This is a genomic window from Brevundimonas sp. NPDC055311 (assembly GCF_053645695.1).
Genome location: NZ_JBSHMV010000004.1, coordinates 99003 through 113411, shown reverse-complemented (window position 1 = coordinate 113411; position 14409 = coordinate 99003). Strand labels below are relative to the sequence as shown.

17 protein-coding genes and 1 tRNA gene are annotated in these 14409 nt (G+C 68.9%); 14 read left to right on the top strand and 4 right to left on the bottom strand.

Going from position 1 to position 14409, the window contains the following annotated elements; genetic code table 11:
* The first annotated feature begins 128 nt into the window (after nucleotides 1–128).
* From ACWIDZ_RS13980 to ACWIDZ_RS13965, 4 genes are all read left to right on the top strand, one after another.
* Nucleotides 129–869 (top strand): NYN domain-containing protein, encoded by a 741-nt coding sequence (locus tag ACWIDZ_RS13980; RefSeq protein WP_343831707.1) that lies wholly within the window; start codon nucleotides 129–131, stop codon nucleotides 867–869.
* A 90-nt stretch (nucleotides 870–959) separates the two neighbouring features.
* Nucleotides 960–1295 (top strand): hypothetical protein, encoded by a 336-nt coding sequence (locus ACWIDZ_RS13975; RefSeq protein WP_343831706.1) that lies wholly within the window; start codon nucleotides 960–962, stop codon nucleotides 1293–1295.
* 146 nt (nucleotides 1296–1441) lie between these two features.
* The gene (cobT, locus tag ACWIDZ_RS13970) at nucleotides 1442–3340 is read left to right on the top strand and encodes a cobaltochelatase subunit CobT (protein ID WP_453989769.1); all 1899 of its coding nucleotides are present in this window, start codon (nucleotides 1442–1444) and stop codon (nucleotides 3338–3340) included.
* Nucleotides 3337–4305 (top strand): esterase-like activity of phytase family protein, encoded by a 969-nt coding sequence (locus tag ACWIDZ_RS13965; RefSeq protein WP_453989771.1) that lies wholly within the window; start codon nucleotides 3337–3339, stop codon nucleotides 4303–4305. Before cobT ends, ACWIDZ_RS13965 begins: the two co-directional genes overlap by 4 nt.
* Before the next feature lie 26 nt (nucleotides 4306–4331).
* Here ACWIDZ_RS13965 and ACWIDZ_RS13960 read toward each other — a convergent pair whose 3' ends face one another.
* The 3 genes from ACWIDZ_RS13960 to ACWIDZ_RS13950 are packed head-to-tail and all read right to left on the bottom strand — an operon-like array spanning nucleotide 4332 to nucleotide 6111.
* The gene (locus tag ACWIDZ_RS13960) at nucleotides 4332–4922 is read right to left on the bottom strand and encodes a demethoxyubiquinone hydroxylase family protein (protein WP_453989773.1); all 591 of its coding nucleotides are present in this window, start codon (nucleotides 4920–4922) and stop codon (nucleotides 4332–4334) included.
* Nucleotides 4923–4934: 12 nt separating this feature from the next.
* Nucleotides 4935–5474: a disulfide bond formation protein B gene (locus ACWIDZ_RS13955; RefSeq protein WP_338577819.1), complete on the bottom strand. Its 540-nt coding sequence runs from the start codon at nucleotides 5472–5474 to the stop codon at nucleotides 4935–4937.
* 55 nt (nucleotides 5475–5529) lie between these two features.
* Nucleotides 5530–6111 (bottom strand): YqaA family protein, encoded by a 582-nt coding sequence (locus tag ACWIDZ_RS13950; RefSeq protein WP_453989775.1) that lies wholly within the window; start codon nucleotides 6109–6111, stop codon nucleotides 5530–5532.
* A gap of 223 nt (nucleotides 6112–6334) precedes the next feature.
* Between ACWIDZ_RS13950 and hppD the strand changes: the two genes are divergently transcribed.
* The 8 genes from hppD (at nucleotide 6335) to ACWIDZ_RS13910 (ending at nucleotide 11750) form a co-directional block, all read left to right on the top strand.
* Nucleotides 6335–7420: a 4-hydroxyphenylpyruvate dioxygenase gene (gene hppD / locus ACWIDZ_RS13945; RefSeq protein WP_453989777.1), complete on the top strand. Its 1086-nt coding sequence runs from the start codon at nucleotides 6335–6337 to the stop codon at nucleotides 7418–7420.
* Nucleotides 7421–7606 carry a hypothetical protein gene (locus ACWIDZ_RS13940; protein WP_125900454.1) on the top strand — a complete coding sequence of 62 codons (186 nt, stop codon included), beginning with the start codon at nucleotides 7421–7423 and terminating at the stop codon, nucleotides 7604–7606.
* 99 nt (nucleotides 7607–7705) lie between these two features.
* A complete protein-coding gene (locus ACWIDZ_RS13935; RefSeq protein ID WP_453989779.1) occupies nucleotides 7706–8806 on the top strand; it encodes an isoaspartyl peptidase/L-asparaginase family protein in 1101 nt (366 codons plus the stop codon).
* Nucleotides 8803–9276 (top strand): methyltransferase family protein, encoded by a 474-nt coding sequence (locus ACWIDZ_RS13930; RefSeq protein WP_453989781.1) that lies wholly within the window; start codon nucleotides 8803–8805, stop codon nucleotides 9274–9276. Before ACWIDZ_RS13935 ends, ACWIDZ_RS13930 begins: the two co-directional genes overlap by 4 nt.
* Nucleotides 9267–9554 carry a hypothetical protein gene (locus ACWIDZ_RS13925; protein WP_291778756.1) on the top strand — a complete coding sequence of 96 codons (288 nt, stop codon included), beginning with the start codon at nucleotides 9267–9269 and terminating at the stop codon, nucleotides 9552–9554. Before ACWIDZ_RS13930 ends, ACWIDZ_RS13925 begins: the two co-directional genes overlap by 10 nt.
* Before the next feature lie 75 nt (nucleotides 9555–9629).
* Complete coding sequence (locus tag ACWIDZ_RS13920) at nucleotides 9630–10637, top strand: fumarylacetoacetate hydrolase family protein (protein WP_343831690.1); 1008 nt, start codon at nucleotides 9630–9632, stop codon at nucleotides 10635–10637.
* Between the two features lie 203 nt (nucleotides 10638–10840).
* Nucleotides 10841–11593 carry a hypothetical protein gene (locus tag ACWIDZ_RS13915; protein WP_453989784.1) on the top strand — a complete coding sequence of 251 codons (753 nt, stop codon included), beginning with the start codon at nucleotides 10841–10843 and terminating at the stop codon, nucleotides 11591–11593.
* Nucleotides 11594–11665: 72 nt separating this feature from the next.
* A tRNA-Leu gene (locus tag ACWIDZ_RS13910) sits at nucleotides 11666–11750 on the top strand.
* A gap of 25 nt (nucleotides 11751–11775) precedes the next feature.
* Here the strand turns inward: ACWIDZ_RS13910 and ACWIDZ_RS13905 are convergent.
* Entirely contained in the window at nucleotides 11776–12000 is a 225-nt protein-coding gene (locus ACWIDZ_RS13905) for a hypothetical protein (RefSeq protein ID WP_453989786.1), read from the bottom strand.
* Between the two features lie 145 nt (nucleotides 12001–12145).
* Between ACWIDZ_RS13905 and ACWIDZ_RS13900 the strand changes: the two genes are divergently transcribed.
* Both ACWIDZ_RS13900 and ACWIDZ_RS13895 read left to right on the top strand, forming a co-directional pair.
* Nucleotides 12146–12706 carry a TetR/AcrR family transcriptional regulator gene (locus ACWIDZ_RS13900; protein WP_453989788.1) on the top strand — a complete coding sequence of 187 codons (561 nt, stop codon included), beginning with the start codon at nucleotides 12146–12148 and terminating at the stop codon, nucleotides 12704–12706.
* The gene (locus ACWIDZ_RS13895; RefSeq protein WP_312219513.1) at nucleotides 12703–14403 is read left to right on the top strand and encodes an efflux MFS transporter permease; all 1701 of its coding nucleotides are present in this window, start codon (nucleotides 12703–12705) and stop codon (nucleotides 14401–14403) included. Before ACWIDZ_RS13900 ends, ACWIDZ_RS13895 begins: the two co-directional genes overlap by 4 nt.
* Nucleotides 14404–14409: the final 6 nt, after the last annotated feature.

Below are 14409 nucleotides of genomic sequence, written 5' to 3'. Positions count from 1 at the left end.
GCGCTTCCTACCAGGCCGGACATGAAGACGGCCGGCGGGGCGACCCGTCGGCCGTTTTCCTTTGCGGTTGACCCCGAGCGCGGCCGGGGCGAGCCTTCGCCCCCTCTCCTCCCCTCGCCGGAGCCTTCATGCCGACCGACGCCTTCAACCCCGCCGCCCGCGCCCCGCGCCTGGCCGTGCTGATCGACGGCGAGAACGCCTCGGCCCGCATCGCCGAAGCCCTGTTCACCGAGATCGCGACCCTGGGCGAAGCTTCGGCGCGGCGCATCTACGGCGACGCGGCCAGCCCGGCGCTGCGCGGCTGGATCGACGTCCTGCCCCGCTGGGCGATCCAGTGGCAGCAAAATTTCCAGAACACCAAGGGCAAGAACTCAGGCGACATCGCCCTGGTCATCGACGCGATGGATTTGCTGCACTCGGGGCGGTTCGACGGCTTCTGCCTGGTGTCGTCGGACAGCGACTTCACCCGACTCGCGGCGCGCATCCGCGAACAGGGCGTGCCGGTCTACGGCTTCGGCGAGCGCAAGACGCCCGAGAGCTTCCGCCAGGCCTGCACCCGCTTCATCTACACCGAGAACCTGACCGGCAGGGCCGCTGCCGAGGCTGACGCCGACGCCGCGCCCCCCGCCGAACGCAAACCCGCCGAAGCGGCCGCCCTGATCGCCGCCGCCATCACCGACATGGACGAGGACGGCGACGGCTGGGTCAACATCGGCGGCGTGGCCAACCGCCTGCGCAACACCTACCCCGACTTCGACCAGCGCACCTACGGCCACGCCAAGCTGTCCGAACTGGTCCGCGCCACAGGCCGCTTCGACGTCGAGGTCGGCCCCGGCGGCGTCATGCGGGTACGGCTCAAGCCCCGTTGATCACAAGCGGAGCCTTTGAAAGAACAACGTTGTAACTTCATTCGATTGCCCGCATGGTGACAGTCTGATGTTCCCCATGGAGTTTTCGCCATGCTGATCTCGACCCTCGCCCTACTGGTTCTCAGCGGCGCGCCGATGCAGAACGACGATGCAGAGGCCGCCGAACGTCGCGCCCCCATCACCGCCAGTTCGCCCACACGCGCCATTTCGGCGCGGCCGCCGTCGGTCACGAACGGTCCGACGCGAACGGTCTGCGACTGGGAGCGCGCCATGGGCAGCGTCATCCAGCAACGCGTCTGCCGCAAGGTACCCGTCAACAGCAGCCAACGCGAACGCATGTCGACGGATATGTTGCGCGAAATGCAGGGGTCGCGCTGGGGCGAACGGCCCGCAGACCGCTCTCCCGGCGGACGGCCGGTGGGCTGACACGCCAACCGAAAAGCGCCCGTGTTCAGGGAGCTTCTGGCGCGGATGGAGCGCTCGGCCGAGCGATAGGGCTTTCCACCCCGGAATCGCCGTGCTGGGACGCCTCGTCCCCTTCCCCCCGGCGCAGCATGGTCTATGTGTGACCCATGGCCGCTGCAGAGACCCCCGTCGAGACGTTCAAACGCGCCCTGTCGCACGCGGCGAGGGCGCTGGCCGAACAGGCTGAGCTGGAAGTGCATTTCGGCAGCGACGGTCCGCGACTGTCAAACGGCGTGCTGACCCTGCCCCACCCGCCGCGCGACCCGGCCGCGCCGGAGAGCGCCGCCCTTCGCGGCCAGGCGGACCGGCTGGCGCTGCGTCTGGCCAACCATGACCCGGCGCTGGACGCCAAGTTGCGCCCGGTCGACATGAATGCGGCCGAGGTCTTCGACGCCGTTGAACAGGCCCGCGTCGAGGCCGTCGGCGCGCGCGAGCTGAAGGGCGTGCGGCGCAACCTCGACTCCGCCCTGGTCACCCGGCTGGAGAAGTCCGGCGCCCTGCGCGCCGAGGCGGCTCAGGTGCCGGTGGCCGAGGCGGCCGCCCTGTTGCTGCGCGAGAGGATGACGGGCGAGCCGGCCCCCGACGGCGCCAAGACTATGCTGGACCGGGTCCGCGCCGAACTGGAGGCCAAGGCCGGCGCCGAGCTGGACGCCCTGGCCGCCCTGGGCGACGACCAGGCGGCCTTCGGCGCGCGCATGAAGGATCTGCTGCGCGCGCTGGACCTGGACCCCGGCGACGCCGACGGCGGCGACTCGCCCGAGGAGGACGGCGAGGATGACGCCGACAAGCCCGATCAGGACGAGGCCGATCCGGACGAGCAAGAAGAACAGGACGGCGGCGACGGCGGCGAGTCCCTGGACGGCACGGCTGACGACTCCTCCGCCGAGGACGAACGTCAGGCCCGCCCCGACGGCACCCCCGGCGAACCGGACGGAGAGGGCCAGGAAGACGCCCCGGAACTGAGCGAGGGGGATCGCCCCAACCATCAGCAGACCCAGGACGACGGCCGGGCGGTCGAGGTCTATCACGCCTTCACCACCGCCTATGACGAGATCATCGACGCGGCCGAACTGTGCGATCCGATGGAGCTGGACCGGCTGCGCGCCCTGCTGGACGCCCAGTTGTCGACCCTGGGCAGCGTCGTCTCACGCCTGGCCAACAAGCTGCAGCGGCGCCTGCTGGCGCAACAGAACCGCAGCTGGATGTTCGATCTCGAGGAAGGGATGCTGGACACGGCGCGCCTGACCCGCGTCATCACCGACCCGACCAGCCCCCTGTCGTTCAAGATGGAGAGCGAAAGCCCCTTCCGCGACACGGTCGTGACCCTGTTGCTGGACAACTCGGGCTCGATGCGCGGGCGGCCGATCATGGTGGCGGCGGTCTGCGCCGACATCCTGGCGCGGACCCTGGAGCGGTGCGGGGTCAAGGTCGAGATCCTGGGCTTCACCACCCGCGCCTGGAAGGGCGGGCAGAGCCGCGAAGCGTGGATCAGCGCGGGCAAGCCCGCCAATCCCGGCCGCCTGAACGACCTGCGCCACATCATCTACAAGAGCGCCGATGCGCCCTGGCGCCGGGCCAAGAAGAACCTGGGCCTGATGATGCGCGAGGGTCTGCTGAAGGAGAACATTGACGGCGAGGCGCTGGAGTGGGCGCATGACCGCCTGCTGGCCCGGCCCGAGGCGCGGCAGATCCTGATGGTCATCTCGGACGGATCGCCGGTCGACGACTCGACCCAGTCGGCCAACGCCGCCCTCTATCTGGACAAGCACCTGCGCCAGGTGATCGAGAAGATCGAGACGCGCAGCCCGGTCGAACTGCTGGCCATCGGCATCGGCCACGACGTGACCCGCTGGTATCGCCGCGCCCTGACCATCGTCGATGTCGAACAACTGGCGGGCGCCATGACCGAGAAGCTGGCCGAACTGTTCGAGGCCGAGCCCAAGACCGTCAGCGGCCAAAGACTCGGCGGCCAGGGCGGGCGCGTTCCGCACAAGCGCGCGGCGTGAATCGTCGCCTCTATGTCGCCGCCCTGATCTCCCTCGCCCTGGCCGCCTGCGCCGGGGCGGCGGTCTCATCTCATCCCTGGACGCCCGAAGCGACGGCCGACGGCTGGGCGCCGGCGGGCGGGTCGACGCGGCAGGTCGGCCTGGGCTGGCCGGGCGGCGCCAGACTGGCCGAGGGCGTGCGCTATGCGGGCGGAGTGCAGTTGATCGCGGCGCCCGCCTCCAGCCTGCACGGCCTGTCGGACCTGAAGCTGACCGGCGACGACGGCTTCGTCGCCGTGTCGGATTCGGGCGATCTGGTGCGCGGGCGGCTGGAGCTGGATGCGGACGGCAAGCTGTCAGGGCTGCACGATCTGCGGGTGCGCCGGCTGACCACGGCCGAGGGCGAGCCGATCATCGACAAGGTCGCGGGCGACGCCGAGGGGCTGGCCCTGACCGAAGAGGGCGAGGTGCTGATCAGCTTCGAGCGCGAGCACCGCATCTGGAGCTACGGCCCGCTGGACGGCCTGCACGCCCGCCCCGAAGCGCGGGCGTATCCGGCGGCGGACTTTTCGCCGAATGAAGGCATGGAGGGCCTGGCGACGGCGCCCGGCGGCTGGCGTGTCGGCGGCGAGGACGGCGGCGTGTGGGACTGTTCGCCGGGAAGCTGCCGCACCGTGGTCGAGCCGACGCCGCCCGCCGACAGCTGGCGGCTGACCGGACTGGAGCGCGATCCCGGCGGCGACGGCTGGTTCGCGGTGCAGCGTTCGTGGCGCCCGCCCTTCAACGTGCGCGCGCGGGTGCGCCGCATGGACGCCGGCGGGACGTTGGGACCGGTGCTGGTCGAGCTGAAGCTGCCGGGCCTGACGGATAATTTCGAAGGGATCGCCGCCGAAGCCAAGGGCGAAGGCGTGCGCCTCTACATCCTGTCCGACGACAACGCCAATCCGGCGCAGAAGACGCTGATGCTGGCCTTCGACGTCCGCTGATCCTTCTCCCCTTGAGGGAGAAGGGCTTAGATCCGTTCGCTGATCTTGATGGCGGCCTTGCAGCCGACCTTGATGACGCTGCTGAGCAGGCGGTAGGCGGGGGCCTCGCGGCTGCCGTGCTCGATGGCGTGGTCGTGGTGGGCCAGTTCCTCTTCGCGGAACTTCGTCAGTTCGGCGGCCAGGTCGGGGTCGCGGTCGCGGATCTCCTCGATCTGGTCGGCGTAGTGTTTCTCGATGACGCTCTCGACCGCCTCGGTGCAGGCGTGGGCGGCCTTTTCCGAGATCAAGGCCGTCCCGGCTCCTAGCGCCGTGGCCGCCAGCTTCCACAGCGGGATCATGGCCGTGGGGCGCACCCGGTTCTCGGTCAGCAGGGTCTCGAAGCGGGCCAGGTGGACGGCCTCATGCCCCTCCATCTCGGTCAGGTCGGCGGCGATGACGTCCTTGCCCTTGCGGCCTTCCAGCACCGCGCGCTGGGCGCGGTAGATGTGGACCGCCGCGAACTCGCCCGCATGGTCGACGCGCAGCATCTCGGCCAGGCGGGCCTTGTCCTGCCCCACGCCGGGGCGCGCCAGGGGAATGCGGCGGGCGGCGGAAACGGTTGCGGCGGCTTCGGTCATGACGCTTCGATCCTAGCTCCTCGGCGCGCGGGCGTCCTTGGGACGTTTCGCCGCCAGCAGGCTGAAGATAGCCAGCGCCAGGGAGATCACAAAGTTCCAGCCCGCCATCGACAGGCCGGCGAAGCTCCACGGAATATCGCCGCAGGAGACGAAGCCCGCGCTTCCCCCCGTGCCGTCGACCAGGGCCGTCAGCGCCGACAGGTCGATGGTGGTGCTGGGCGCGGCCATGCAGGTGGCCGGCAGGGCCCACCACTTCAGCTCGCCCCCGGCGTGATAGCCCGCCGTGATCGCCCCGGTCAGGAAGACCGCCGCCAGCAGGAAGGAGGCGATGCGCGGCGTGCCCCGGCTGGCCCGGCTGAACAGGGCCCAGAAGGTGGCCGCTCCGGCGATGGCGACGGCGGCCCAGTAGACCTCGCGCTGCTTCAGGCACAGGTTGCAGGGCGCCATGCCGCCGAACCGCTCGAACGCATGGGCTGCGCCCAGCATGGCCAGGGCGGCGGCCAGGGCGAAGGCCGTCCACCAGCGGGTCAGCAATTTGTAGATCGCGCTCATATGCGCCTCACAGGAACCAGGCGCCTCTCATAAACCGGGCCGAGACCGGCGTCGATCAATGTCCTACCAGCTTGACCATAAAGAAGGCGCCGATCAGCAGGACCAGGAACAGGACGGTGAACAGGGCCAGCCGCTTCTCGACGATCGCCAGCATGGGCGGCCCCCAGCGCTTGAGCACGAAGGCCACCAGGAAGAAACGGGCGCCGCGCGTCACGACGCACAGGGCGATGAACAGCGCCAGATTGAACTGGAAGATGCCCGAGGCGATGGTGATCAGCTTGAAGGGGATGGGGGTCAGCCCCTTGATCAGGATGACCCAGGCGCCGTGCTGCTGGAACAGGGCCTTGGACGCCTCGAACGCATCAGCCTTGCCCAGCCAGGCCAGCATCTGCAGGCCGACCGGCTCCAGGAAATAGCCGATGGCGTAGCCCGCTATCCCGCCCAGCACTGAGGCGACAGTGCAGACCATGGCGTAGAAATAGGCGCGCTCCGGCTTGGCCAGCACCATGGGCGCCAGCATGACGTCCGGCGGAATCGGGAAGAAGGAGCTTTCGGCGAAGGACACCACGGCCAGCGATCGGGTCGCGTGGCGATGGCGGGCCAGGGAAAAGACCCAGTCATAGAGCTTGCGAAGCATTCAGGCGTCCCGGTCGAGGCCCCCGCCTCTCGTCTCCCGCCCGATAGCAGGCCGCATCGGCGGGGGCGAGAGGCGAAGGGCGGCTGCGACACCGGAACGTGCGCCGTTTCACTCCAGAGCCGCCTTGCGCGCCATGCCGCCCCGCCAGTAGGTTCCGCCCCAATCAGCGGCCGCGCCATGACGGCCCCGGCCGCGCCAAACCATAAGAGAGAGGAGACGCGTCATGCAGGACGCCGCCAAACTCGACCAGGAAAACCCCCTCGGCGTCGACGGCTTCGAGTTCGTCGAATTCACCGGCCCCGAGCCCGAAGCGATGATTTCACGTCTGGAGCTGATGGGCTTCACCCCGACCCATGTGAATCCCGCCAACGACGTGGTCCGCCTGAAGCAGGGCGACATCACCATGCTGGTTCACCGCAAACCGGCCGGACAGGCGGCGGACTTCGCCGGGGATCACGGCCCCTCGGCCAACGGCATGGCCTTCCGCGTCGCTGACGCCAAGGCGGCTTACGATGGCGCGCTGGCGCGCGGCGCCCGCGCCGCCGAGGGCGTGCACGGCGGGGCGTTGGCGAACGACTACCCCTATGTGCTGCAGGGCATCGGCGGCAGCCTGCTCTATGTCATCGACCAGTACGGCGAGACCGGCTCCCTCTATGACGCCTGGGACGAGATCGAGGGCTGGGAAGAGGCCGAGCGCAGGAACAGCGTCGGTCTGGAGATTCTGGATCACCTGACCCACAACGTCCGTCGCGGCGAGATGCGCACATGGTCGGGCTTCTACAACTCGGTGTTCAACTTCGAGGAACAGAAGTATTTCGACATCAAGGGCAAGGCGACGGGCCTGTTCTCCCAGGCCATGATCGCGCCCGACCGCGCCATCCGCATCCCGCTGAACGAAAGCCAGGACGAGAATTCCCAGATCGAGGAATTCATCCGTCGCTACAACGGCGAAGGCATCCAGCACATCGCCCTGACGACCGAGAACATCTTCGAGACGGTCGAGGCCATGCGTGAACGCGGCGTCGACTTCCAGGACACCATCGAGACCTATTTCGAACTGATCGACAAACGCCTGCCGGGCCACGGCGAGGACGTGGAGCGGATGCGCAAGAACCGCATCCTGATCGACGGTTCGGGCGAGGAAGGCCTGCTGCTGCAGATCTTCACCCAGGATACGTTCGGCCCGATCTTCTTCGAGATCATCCAACGCAAGGGCAATGAAGGCTTCGGCAACGGCAACTTCCAGGCCCTGTTCGATTCGATCGAGCTGGACCAGATCCGTCGCGGCGTCATCAAGGTCGACGCCTGAATGCGGTTCCGGCCTCCGCACTGGCTGCCCTGGCTCGGCCCGCTTCTGGCGGCCGGGGCCGGGGCGCTCGCGGGCGAGTACTGGCTGGGAGGCGGGTTCTGGATGGTCCTGGCCGCCGCCCTCGTCTGCGGCTTCGCCCCCATCCTGGCCCACCGCCTGTGGCGACGCCTGCATCATAGACGCTAGACTTCAGCGGCGGGCGCCGTCAGGCGCCGCCCTCCGTCCGCTATCGCCGCCGATCCGCCTCCCGACAAAGGGGAGGAAAAGAACAATGGGGAGCTTGAAATGAAATCCATCGCCTTCGCCGCCGCTGCGGCCGCCGCCCTGCTGGCCGCGCCAGCCCTTGCTCAGATTCCGGGAGCTCAAGACGCCCCGCAATGGTCGCTGGCCATTCACGGCGGCGCCGGCGTGATCGAACGCGCCCAGCTGAGCCCCGAGCGCGACGCCGCCTATCGCGCCGGACTGCAAGCCGCGCTGGACGCCGGTTCGGCCGTGCTGGCGCGCGGCGGCTCGTCGCTCGACGCCGTCCAGGCTGCGGTCGAGGTGATGGAGGAGAACCCCCTGTTCAACGCCGGGCGCGGCGCCGTCTTCACCTCGGCGGGCAAGAACGAGCTGGACGCCGCCGTGATGAACGGCCCGGACCTGACCGCCGGGGCCGTGGCCGGCCTGACCCGCACCCGCCATCCGATCGCCGCCGCCCGCGCCGTGATGGAGAAGTCGCCCCACGTCATGATGATCGGCGAGGGCGCCGAGACCTTCGCCCGTTCCGTCGGCCTGGAGGAGGTGGCGCCCGCCTTCTTCTTCACCGAGAGCCGCTGGCAGGCCCTGGTCAAGGCCCTGACCGATCGGGGCGAGGCCGTGCCGCCGCGCCCCGAAGGCGCCCCGGCCGAACCGACCCGCCTGGGGCCGGCCGCGCCCCTGGCCTTCAACCTCAATGAAGCCCCGCTGGACGAGCGCAAGTTCGGCACCGTCGGCGCCGTGGCCGTGGACAGCCAGGGGCGTCTGGCGGCGGCCACCTCGACCGGCGGCATGACGGCCAAGCGCTGGGGCCGGGTCGGCGACGTGCCGATCATCGGCGCCGGGACCTACGCCTCCAACGCCGACGGCTGCGCCGTCTCGGCGACAGGCTCGGGCGAGTATTTCATCCGCGCCACCGTGGCGCGCGACATCTGCCGCCGCACGGCCGAGGGCGCGACCGTCCAGGCCGCCGCCGACGCCGAGATCGCCGAGGTCGGAAGCATCGGCGGCGACGGCGGCGTCATCGTCATGGGCAAGGACGGCGTCCACGCCTTCTCGATGAACACCTCGGGCATGTATCGCGGCGCCGTCTCCTCGACCTCGCCCGCCCGCGTCGCCATCTACGGCGATGAAGAGGGCGCGCGTTGAGCGCCAGGGACGACCATGCGGGGGTCCTCGCGCCCCCGCCGCTGATCTACCTGGCCTTCCTGCTGACCGGGTTCGGGATCGGCCGCCTGATCGGCGAGCCGTCCCTGGGCCTGGCGGTCGAATGGCGGCGCGGCCTGGCCTTCGTTCTGGTGATCGGCGGCCTGCTGCTGGATGGGATCGCGGCCGGGACCTTCCGTCGCCTCGGCACCCCGCCCGAGCCGTGGAAGCCGACGACGGCGCTGGCGACCGGCGGTCTATATCGCTTCAGCCGCAACCCGATCTACCTGGGCTTCGGCCTGACCTACATCGGGTTCGCCGTGGCCATGGACAGCCCGATCGCCCTGGCCATGCTGGCGCCCTGCCTGATCGTGATCGACCGCTTCGTCATCGCCCGCGAGGAACGGTATCTGTCGGCGCGTTTCGGCGCCGAATACGAGGCCTATAAAGGGAGGGTGCGCCGATGGCTGTGAACCCCGAGACGCCCGCGCCCCACGCCGACGAACTGTCGGAGATGGCGATCGAGGAGCTGGACGCCGCCTGCGGCCTGCGCTGGAACGAGATGAAGGCCGTCACGCCCTGGGGCGACGCCTATGAAGGCATGGCCCCGTCCGGCCGCACGGTCGAGATCGAGCGCCGCTACCTGTGGGCGCACGAGCCCGCGGGCGCCGTCATCGTCGAGGTCGAGGTGCGCGACCCCGCTCAGCGCACCGGCGCCGAAGCGCGGGCCGTGATCACCCCTCCCGAATAATTCCCCTCTGCAACGGCGCCGGCGCCGTCATCTCCCCGCTTTCCAAGCGCCTCGGCCGAGACTAGCCTCCTCTCCATGAAACTCGCCTCGCTCAAGCACGGCCGTGACGGCCGCCTCGTCATCGTCTCGAACGACCTGAACTGGTTCACGGACGCCTTCCTGATCGCGCCGACGCTGCAGGCGGCGCTGGACGACTGGGAGCGCTGCGAGCCCCAGCTGCGCGCCCTGGCCGAAAGCCTGGAACACGAAGCCGTGCCGCGCGGCCGCTTCCGCGAGCATGAGGCCGCCGCCCCCCTGCCCCGCGCCTACCAATGGGCCGACGGCTCGGCCTATGTGAACCACGTCGAACTGGTGCGTAAGGCCCGCGGCGCCGAGATGCCCGAAAGCTTCTGGACCGATCCGCTGATGTATCAGGGCGGCTCCGACGGCTTCCTGTCGCCGCGCGACGCCATCCCGCTGAAGGACGAGGCCTGGGGCTGCGACCTGGAGGCCGAGATCGTGGTCGTCACCGGCGACGTGCCCCTGGGCGCGACCCGCGACGAGGCCCTGGCGGCGATCCGCCTGGTGGGCCTGGTCAACGACGTCTCGCTTCGCAACCTGATCCCGGCCGAACTGTCAAAGGGCTTCGGCTTCGTCCAGTCCAAGCCGGCCAGCGCCCTGTCGCCGGTCTTCGTCACGCCTGATGCGCTCGGCGATCGCTGGCAGGACGGCAAGCTGTCGGGCGCCCTGCTGGTTCAGGTCAACGGCCAGGACTTCGGCCGCGCCGACGCCGGCGTCGACATGACCTTCGACTTCGGCACCCTGATCGCCCACCTGGCCAAGACCCGCGCCCTGGGCGCCGGGACCGTCATCGGCTCGGGCACGGTGTCGAACAAGGACGCCGACGGCGGCCCCGGCAAGCCGGTGTCCGAGGGCGGACTGGGCTACAGCTGCATCGCCGAGATCCGCACGGTCGAGACCATCCAGACCGGCGCGGCCAGGACCCCCTTCCTCAAGCACGGCGACAGCGTCCGCATCGAAATGCTGGACGAAAAGAACCACAGCCTGTTCGGCGCCATCGAACAGACGGTGGAGCCGGCCTGAATCGTCTGGCGAACTCCCAGATCAACGGTTTCCGAGATAGACCTTCTTGGGGTAGGCTGGTGATATTATAGGGGGAGCTGGCCATGCCTCGATCATCCAGATGCCGGATGTTCGTTCATCGACTGAACATAGCTTCGGTTCTGGCGATCGCCGTTGCGGTTCCCGCGCTCGCCCAGGACGCGCCCGCGGACTGGGATCTGATCGTGCAGCCGGAGAACCGTCTGACGGCCGCACACACCGTTTATGACAATGGGATTCTCCTCGCTACGCGATGTCATCGCGGCGTGTTCCAGATGATGATCGGCGGCCTGCCCGAGGCGCCGCCCGCCCATGACCTGCAATCGGCTCAAAGGACGCTGGGCATCGGCATAGGCGACAAGCCGATCACCGATCACCGCTTCATGATCGGCCAGAACCGTCAAACGGCCTTCGCGCAGTTACCCGCCAGCCTGGCGCGCAAAATGCGCGAAGGCGGGCCTATGCAGATCGTCGTGGCGGGAGCGGGGGAAGAGGGACGCAACCTGCGGTATGTCCTTGACCTGCCGCCTTCGAACACGGCGATCGACCAAACTCTGGCCGATTGCCGGAGGCCTTTGGTCGATCCTCGGGATGCCGAGTTGGAAGCCCTGGATGACGACGGATTGCCTAGGAATATTCAATGGAGCCGGGCGCCTGTGCCCGATTACCCCCAAGGCCGAACCTATACGGCGGGGTTTGCAGTGGTGACCTGTCTGGCGCGCCCTGACGGGCGGATCACGGACTGCGTGGTCGAGACCGAATTCCCGGCCGATGGTGGATTCGGCGCGGCGGCTTTGCGCGGCGCGCGCCGGGGACGTCTGGAAAATATGGACGGGGGCCCGGTGCCGCTCACCCGCGTCTCCTACCGCACCAATTTCGACATGGGCTTCTCATCGGACGAACGCACTGGCACGCGGTTTCGCGACAAACCGCGTTGAACGTCGCCGTTTCAGTCTGCGATTGACGCGGCCTTCGTCATCGCTAGATTGCGCCGCCTTGAGCCTAGCCGTGCCGGTGTGGTGGAATTGGTAGACGCGCCGGACTCAAAATCCGGTTCCGCAAGGAGTGTCGGTTCGAGTCCGACCACCGGCACCAGCTGACTTTCAAGCCCCCTTGAGGATCAGAGCGACGCTTTCCCCGGCGTCCTCCGTCCAGACAGACGACCGGTCGGCGGGATGGCGGACGCCTCGACGGACATCGGCGCCACGCCGACCAGGGCGCCTCGCTCGACGCAGAACGGATTCATCTGCCGCTCCCAGCCGCCGTTGAGCGAGCAGGAATAGCAACCCGACAGCATCACGCAGGCGCCGACGACCGTCAGGGCCTTCCAGGTGCGAGCCGACATCATCGTCCTCCATGGCCTTCCGTGCGACGTGTAGCATGGCGATCCCGCCTCGACAGGCCGTCGCGGCGCAGCTTGCGGGCGAGTTGCGCATTGAAAGGGGCGAGGCCCCTTGATTAACCGGACACAAGTGTCCACTTAGCGCGCCATGACCCGTCCGTTGCGACAAGACGCCGCAGAACGTCGCGAGAAGCTGCTTCTGGCGGCGGAGACCGCTTTTGCGCGTGATGGGCTGGACGCGCCGCTGCATCTGATCGCCGAGCAGGCAGGGATCGGACGGGCGACCCTGTATCGAAACTTCGCCGACCGCTCCGAGCTCGCCCTGGCGGTCTTCCTGAAGCAGATCGACGACCTGGCGCAACGCACCCGCGCGCGGCTGGAGGACCCCGACGTCTTCATCTGGTTCCTGGAGCAGATGACCGGGCTAATGCTGGACAGCGCGGGCTTGTCCAGCGCAATCCGCGATCTGAAGGACGAGGCCCTGGCGCCCATCCGTCAGGGCCTGAAAGCCGCCGGAGCCGAGGCCCTGGCCGTGTCCCAGGCGGCGGGGCGGGTGCGTCCGGACCTGACGGTCGAGGATATCCGCGTCCTGGCCCTGATGCTGGGCGCTCCGTCGCGGACGGCCCCGGCGAAGGCGCGCGAGGCGCTCAGCCTGCGGTCTCTGGCCCTGGTGCTGGACGCGGTGCGGCCGCGCGGCGAGGCCGCATGAGCCGCCGTCACTGGGACCTGCCGTGGGAGGAATTCCTCGCCACCCTGAAGCCGCACGAGCGCCCGGTCCTGCCCGGTTCGCCCGCGACGCCGGATCATACGACGCCCTGGCGGTTGGCCTACGCCTTCGTCGGGGTGCTGGTGGCCCTGACCGGAAGTCTGGGCAACGCCGCCGTGACGGCCGACCTGCCGCAACTGGCCGGGGCGCTGGGCGTGACCACGACGGAGGCGGCATGGCTGCCCGTGGTCTTCGTCATGACCAACGCCTGCATGAACCTGCTGCTGGTCAAGTTCCGGATGCAGTACGGCCTGCGCCTGTTCACCGAGATCATCCTGGTCGTCTTCCTGGCCACGGCGGCGGCGCATCTGTTTCTGGAAGACTACGGCTCCACCCTGATTGTACGCGGCGTGGCCGGGATGGCGGCGGCGGGGATGTCGACCCTGGGCATCCTCTACATCATCCAGGCCTTTCCGGCGCAGCACCGGCTGAAGGGCATCATCATCGGCGTCGGCCTGTCCAGCCTGGCCATTCCCCTGGCGCGGCTGGGCGTCATGCGCCTGCTGGACCTGGATCAGTGGCGGGCCTTCTACATGTTCGAGCTTGGGCTGGTGCTGGTCGCCCTGCCCGCCGTATTCGCCCTGCGGATGCCGCCGTCGCAGCGGGTGCGGGTGTTCGAGAAACTGGACTTCGTCACCTTCGCCCTGTTCGCGCCGGGCGTGGCCCTGCTGACGGCGGTGCTGGGTCTGGGCCGCATCGTCTGGTGGACCGAGGCGGCGTGGATCGGCTGGGCCCTGGCGGGGGCGATCGTGCTGCTGACCGCCGCCGTCCTGATCGAATACAACCGGACCAACCCGCTGATCGACCTCAAGTGGCTGGCAGGCCGGGATCTGGTGCGGCTATTGCTGGCCATCCTGCTGGTGCGCATCGTGTTGTCCGAGCAGACGACCGGCGCGGTCGGCTTCCTGCAGCAGATGGGGCTGGTCCCGCAGCAGATGCAGGGCCTGTTCGTGGTCATGCTGATCGCCACGGCGGCGGGGACCCTGGTCAGCGCCTTCACCCTCAATCCGATGAAGCTGTGGAAGCCGATCTCGATCGCCCTGGTCATGATCGCCGTCGGCGCCTTCATCGACAGCCACGCCACCGTGCTGACGCGCCCGACCCAGCTCTATTTCAGCCAGGCCCTGCTGGCCTTCGCCGCCGCCTTTTTCATCGGCCCGACCATGATCCTGGGCTTCGGCAAGGTGCTGCAGGGCGGGGGCAAGAACATGGTCAGCTTCATCGTCCTGTTCTCCATCGGCCAGAACGTCGGCGGACTGATGGGCTCGGCCCTGGTCGGCACCATCCAGACCCTGCGCGAGAAGTTCCATTCCAGCCAGTTGTCCGAGAGCATCAGCCTGGGCGATCCCGAGACCGTGCTGCGCCTGCAGCAGCTGGGCGGCGCCTACGCCCATGTGATCGGCGACGCGGCCCAGCGCCAGGGCGCGGCCCTGCGCCTGCTGCAGCAGCAGGTCAGCCAGCAGGCCCAGGTGCTGGCCTACAACGACGTCTTCCTGCTGATCTCGGGGGCCGCCGCGATCGGCGCCGCCTGGGTCGCCCTGAACCACTATCGGCCCAAGCTGGAGGCGCGCCGCGCCGCCCGCCAGGCCCAGACGCAAGCCTCCGACGCCGCCGCCTCCGTCGCGACGGCCGTCGATTGAACCGGA

Coding starts and splice junctions, on each gene's coding strand:
- ACWIDZ_RS13925 (WP_291778756.1), top strand. CDS start 9,267: ATGGCTGTGAACCCCGAGACGCCCGCGCCCCACGCCGACGAACTGTCG.
- hppD (WP_453989777.1), top strand. CDS start 6,335: ATGCAGGACGCCGCCAAACTCGACCAGGAAAACCCCCTCGGCGTCGAC.
- ACWIDZ_RS13950 (WP_453989775.1), bottom strand. CDS start 6,111: ATGCTTCGCAAGCTCTATGACTGGGTCTTTTCCCTGGCCCGCCATCGC.
- ACWIDZ_RS13940 (WP_125900454.1), top strand. CDS start 7,421: ATGCGGTTCCGGCCTCCGCACTGGCTGCCCTGGCTCGGCCCGCTTCTG.
- ACWIDZ_RS13935 (WP_453989779.1), top strand. CDS start 7,706: ATGAAATCCATCGCCTTCGCCGCCGCTGCGGCCGCCGCCCTGCTGGCC.
- ACWIDZ_RS13980 (WP_343831707.1), top strand. CDS start 129: ATGCCGACCGACGCCTTCAACCCCGCCGCCCGCGCCCCGCGCCTGGCC.
- ACWIDZ_RS13960 (WP_453989773.1), bottom strand. CDS start 4,922: ATGACCGAAGCCGCCGCAACCGTTTCCGCCGCCCGCCGCATTCCCCTG.
- ACWIDZ_RS13920 (WP_343831690.1), top strand. CDS start 9,630: ATGAAACTCGCCTCGCTCAAGCACGGCCGTGACGGCCGCCTCGTCATC.
- ACWIDZ_RS13955 (WP_338577819.1), bottom strand. CDS start 5,474: ATGAGCGCGATCTACAAATTGCTGACCCGCTGGTGGACGGCCTTCGCC.
- ACWIDZ_RS13975 (WP_343831706.1), top strand. CDS start 960: ATGCTGATCTCGACCCTCGCCCTACTGGTTCTCAGCGGCGCGCCGATG.
- ACWIDZ_RS13895 (WP_312219513.1), top strand. CDS start 12,703: ATGAGCCGCCGTCACTGGGACCTGCCGTGGGAGGAATTCCTCGCCACC.
- cobT (WP_453989769.1), top strand. CDS start 1,442: ATGGCCGCTGCAGAGACCCCCGTCGAGACGTTCAAACGCGCCCTGTCG.
- ACWIDZ_RS13905 (WP_453989786.1), bottom strand. CDS start 12,000: ATGTCGGCTCGCACCTGGAAGGCCCTGACGGTCGTCGGCGCCTGCGTG.
- ACWIDZ_RS13900 (WP_453989788.1), top strand. CDS start 12,146: ATGACCCGTCCGTTGCGACAAGACGCCGCAGAACGTCGCGAGAAGCTG.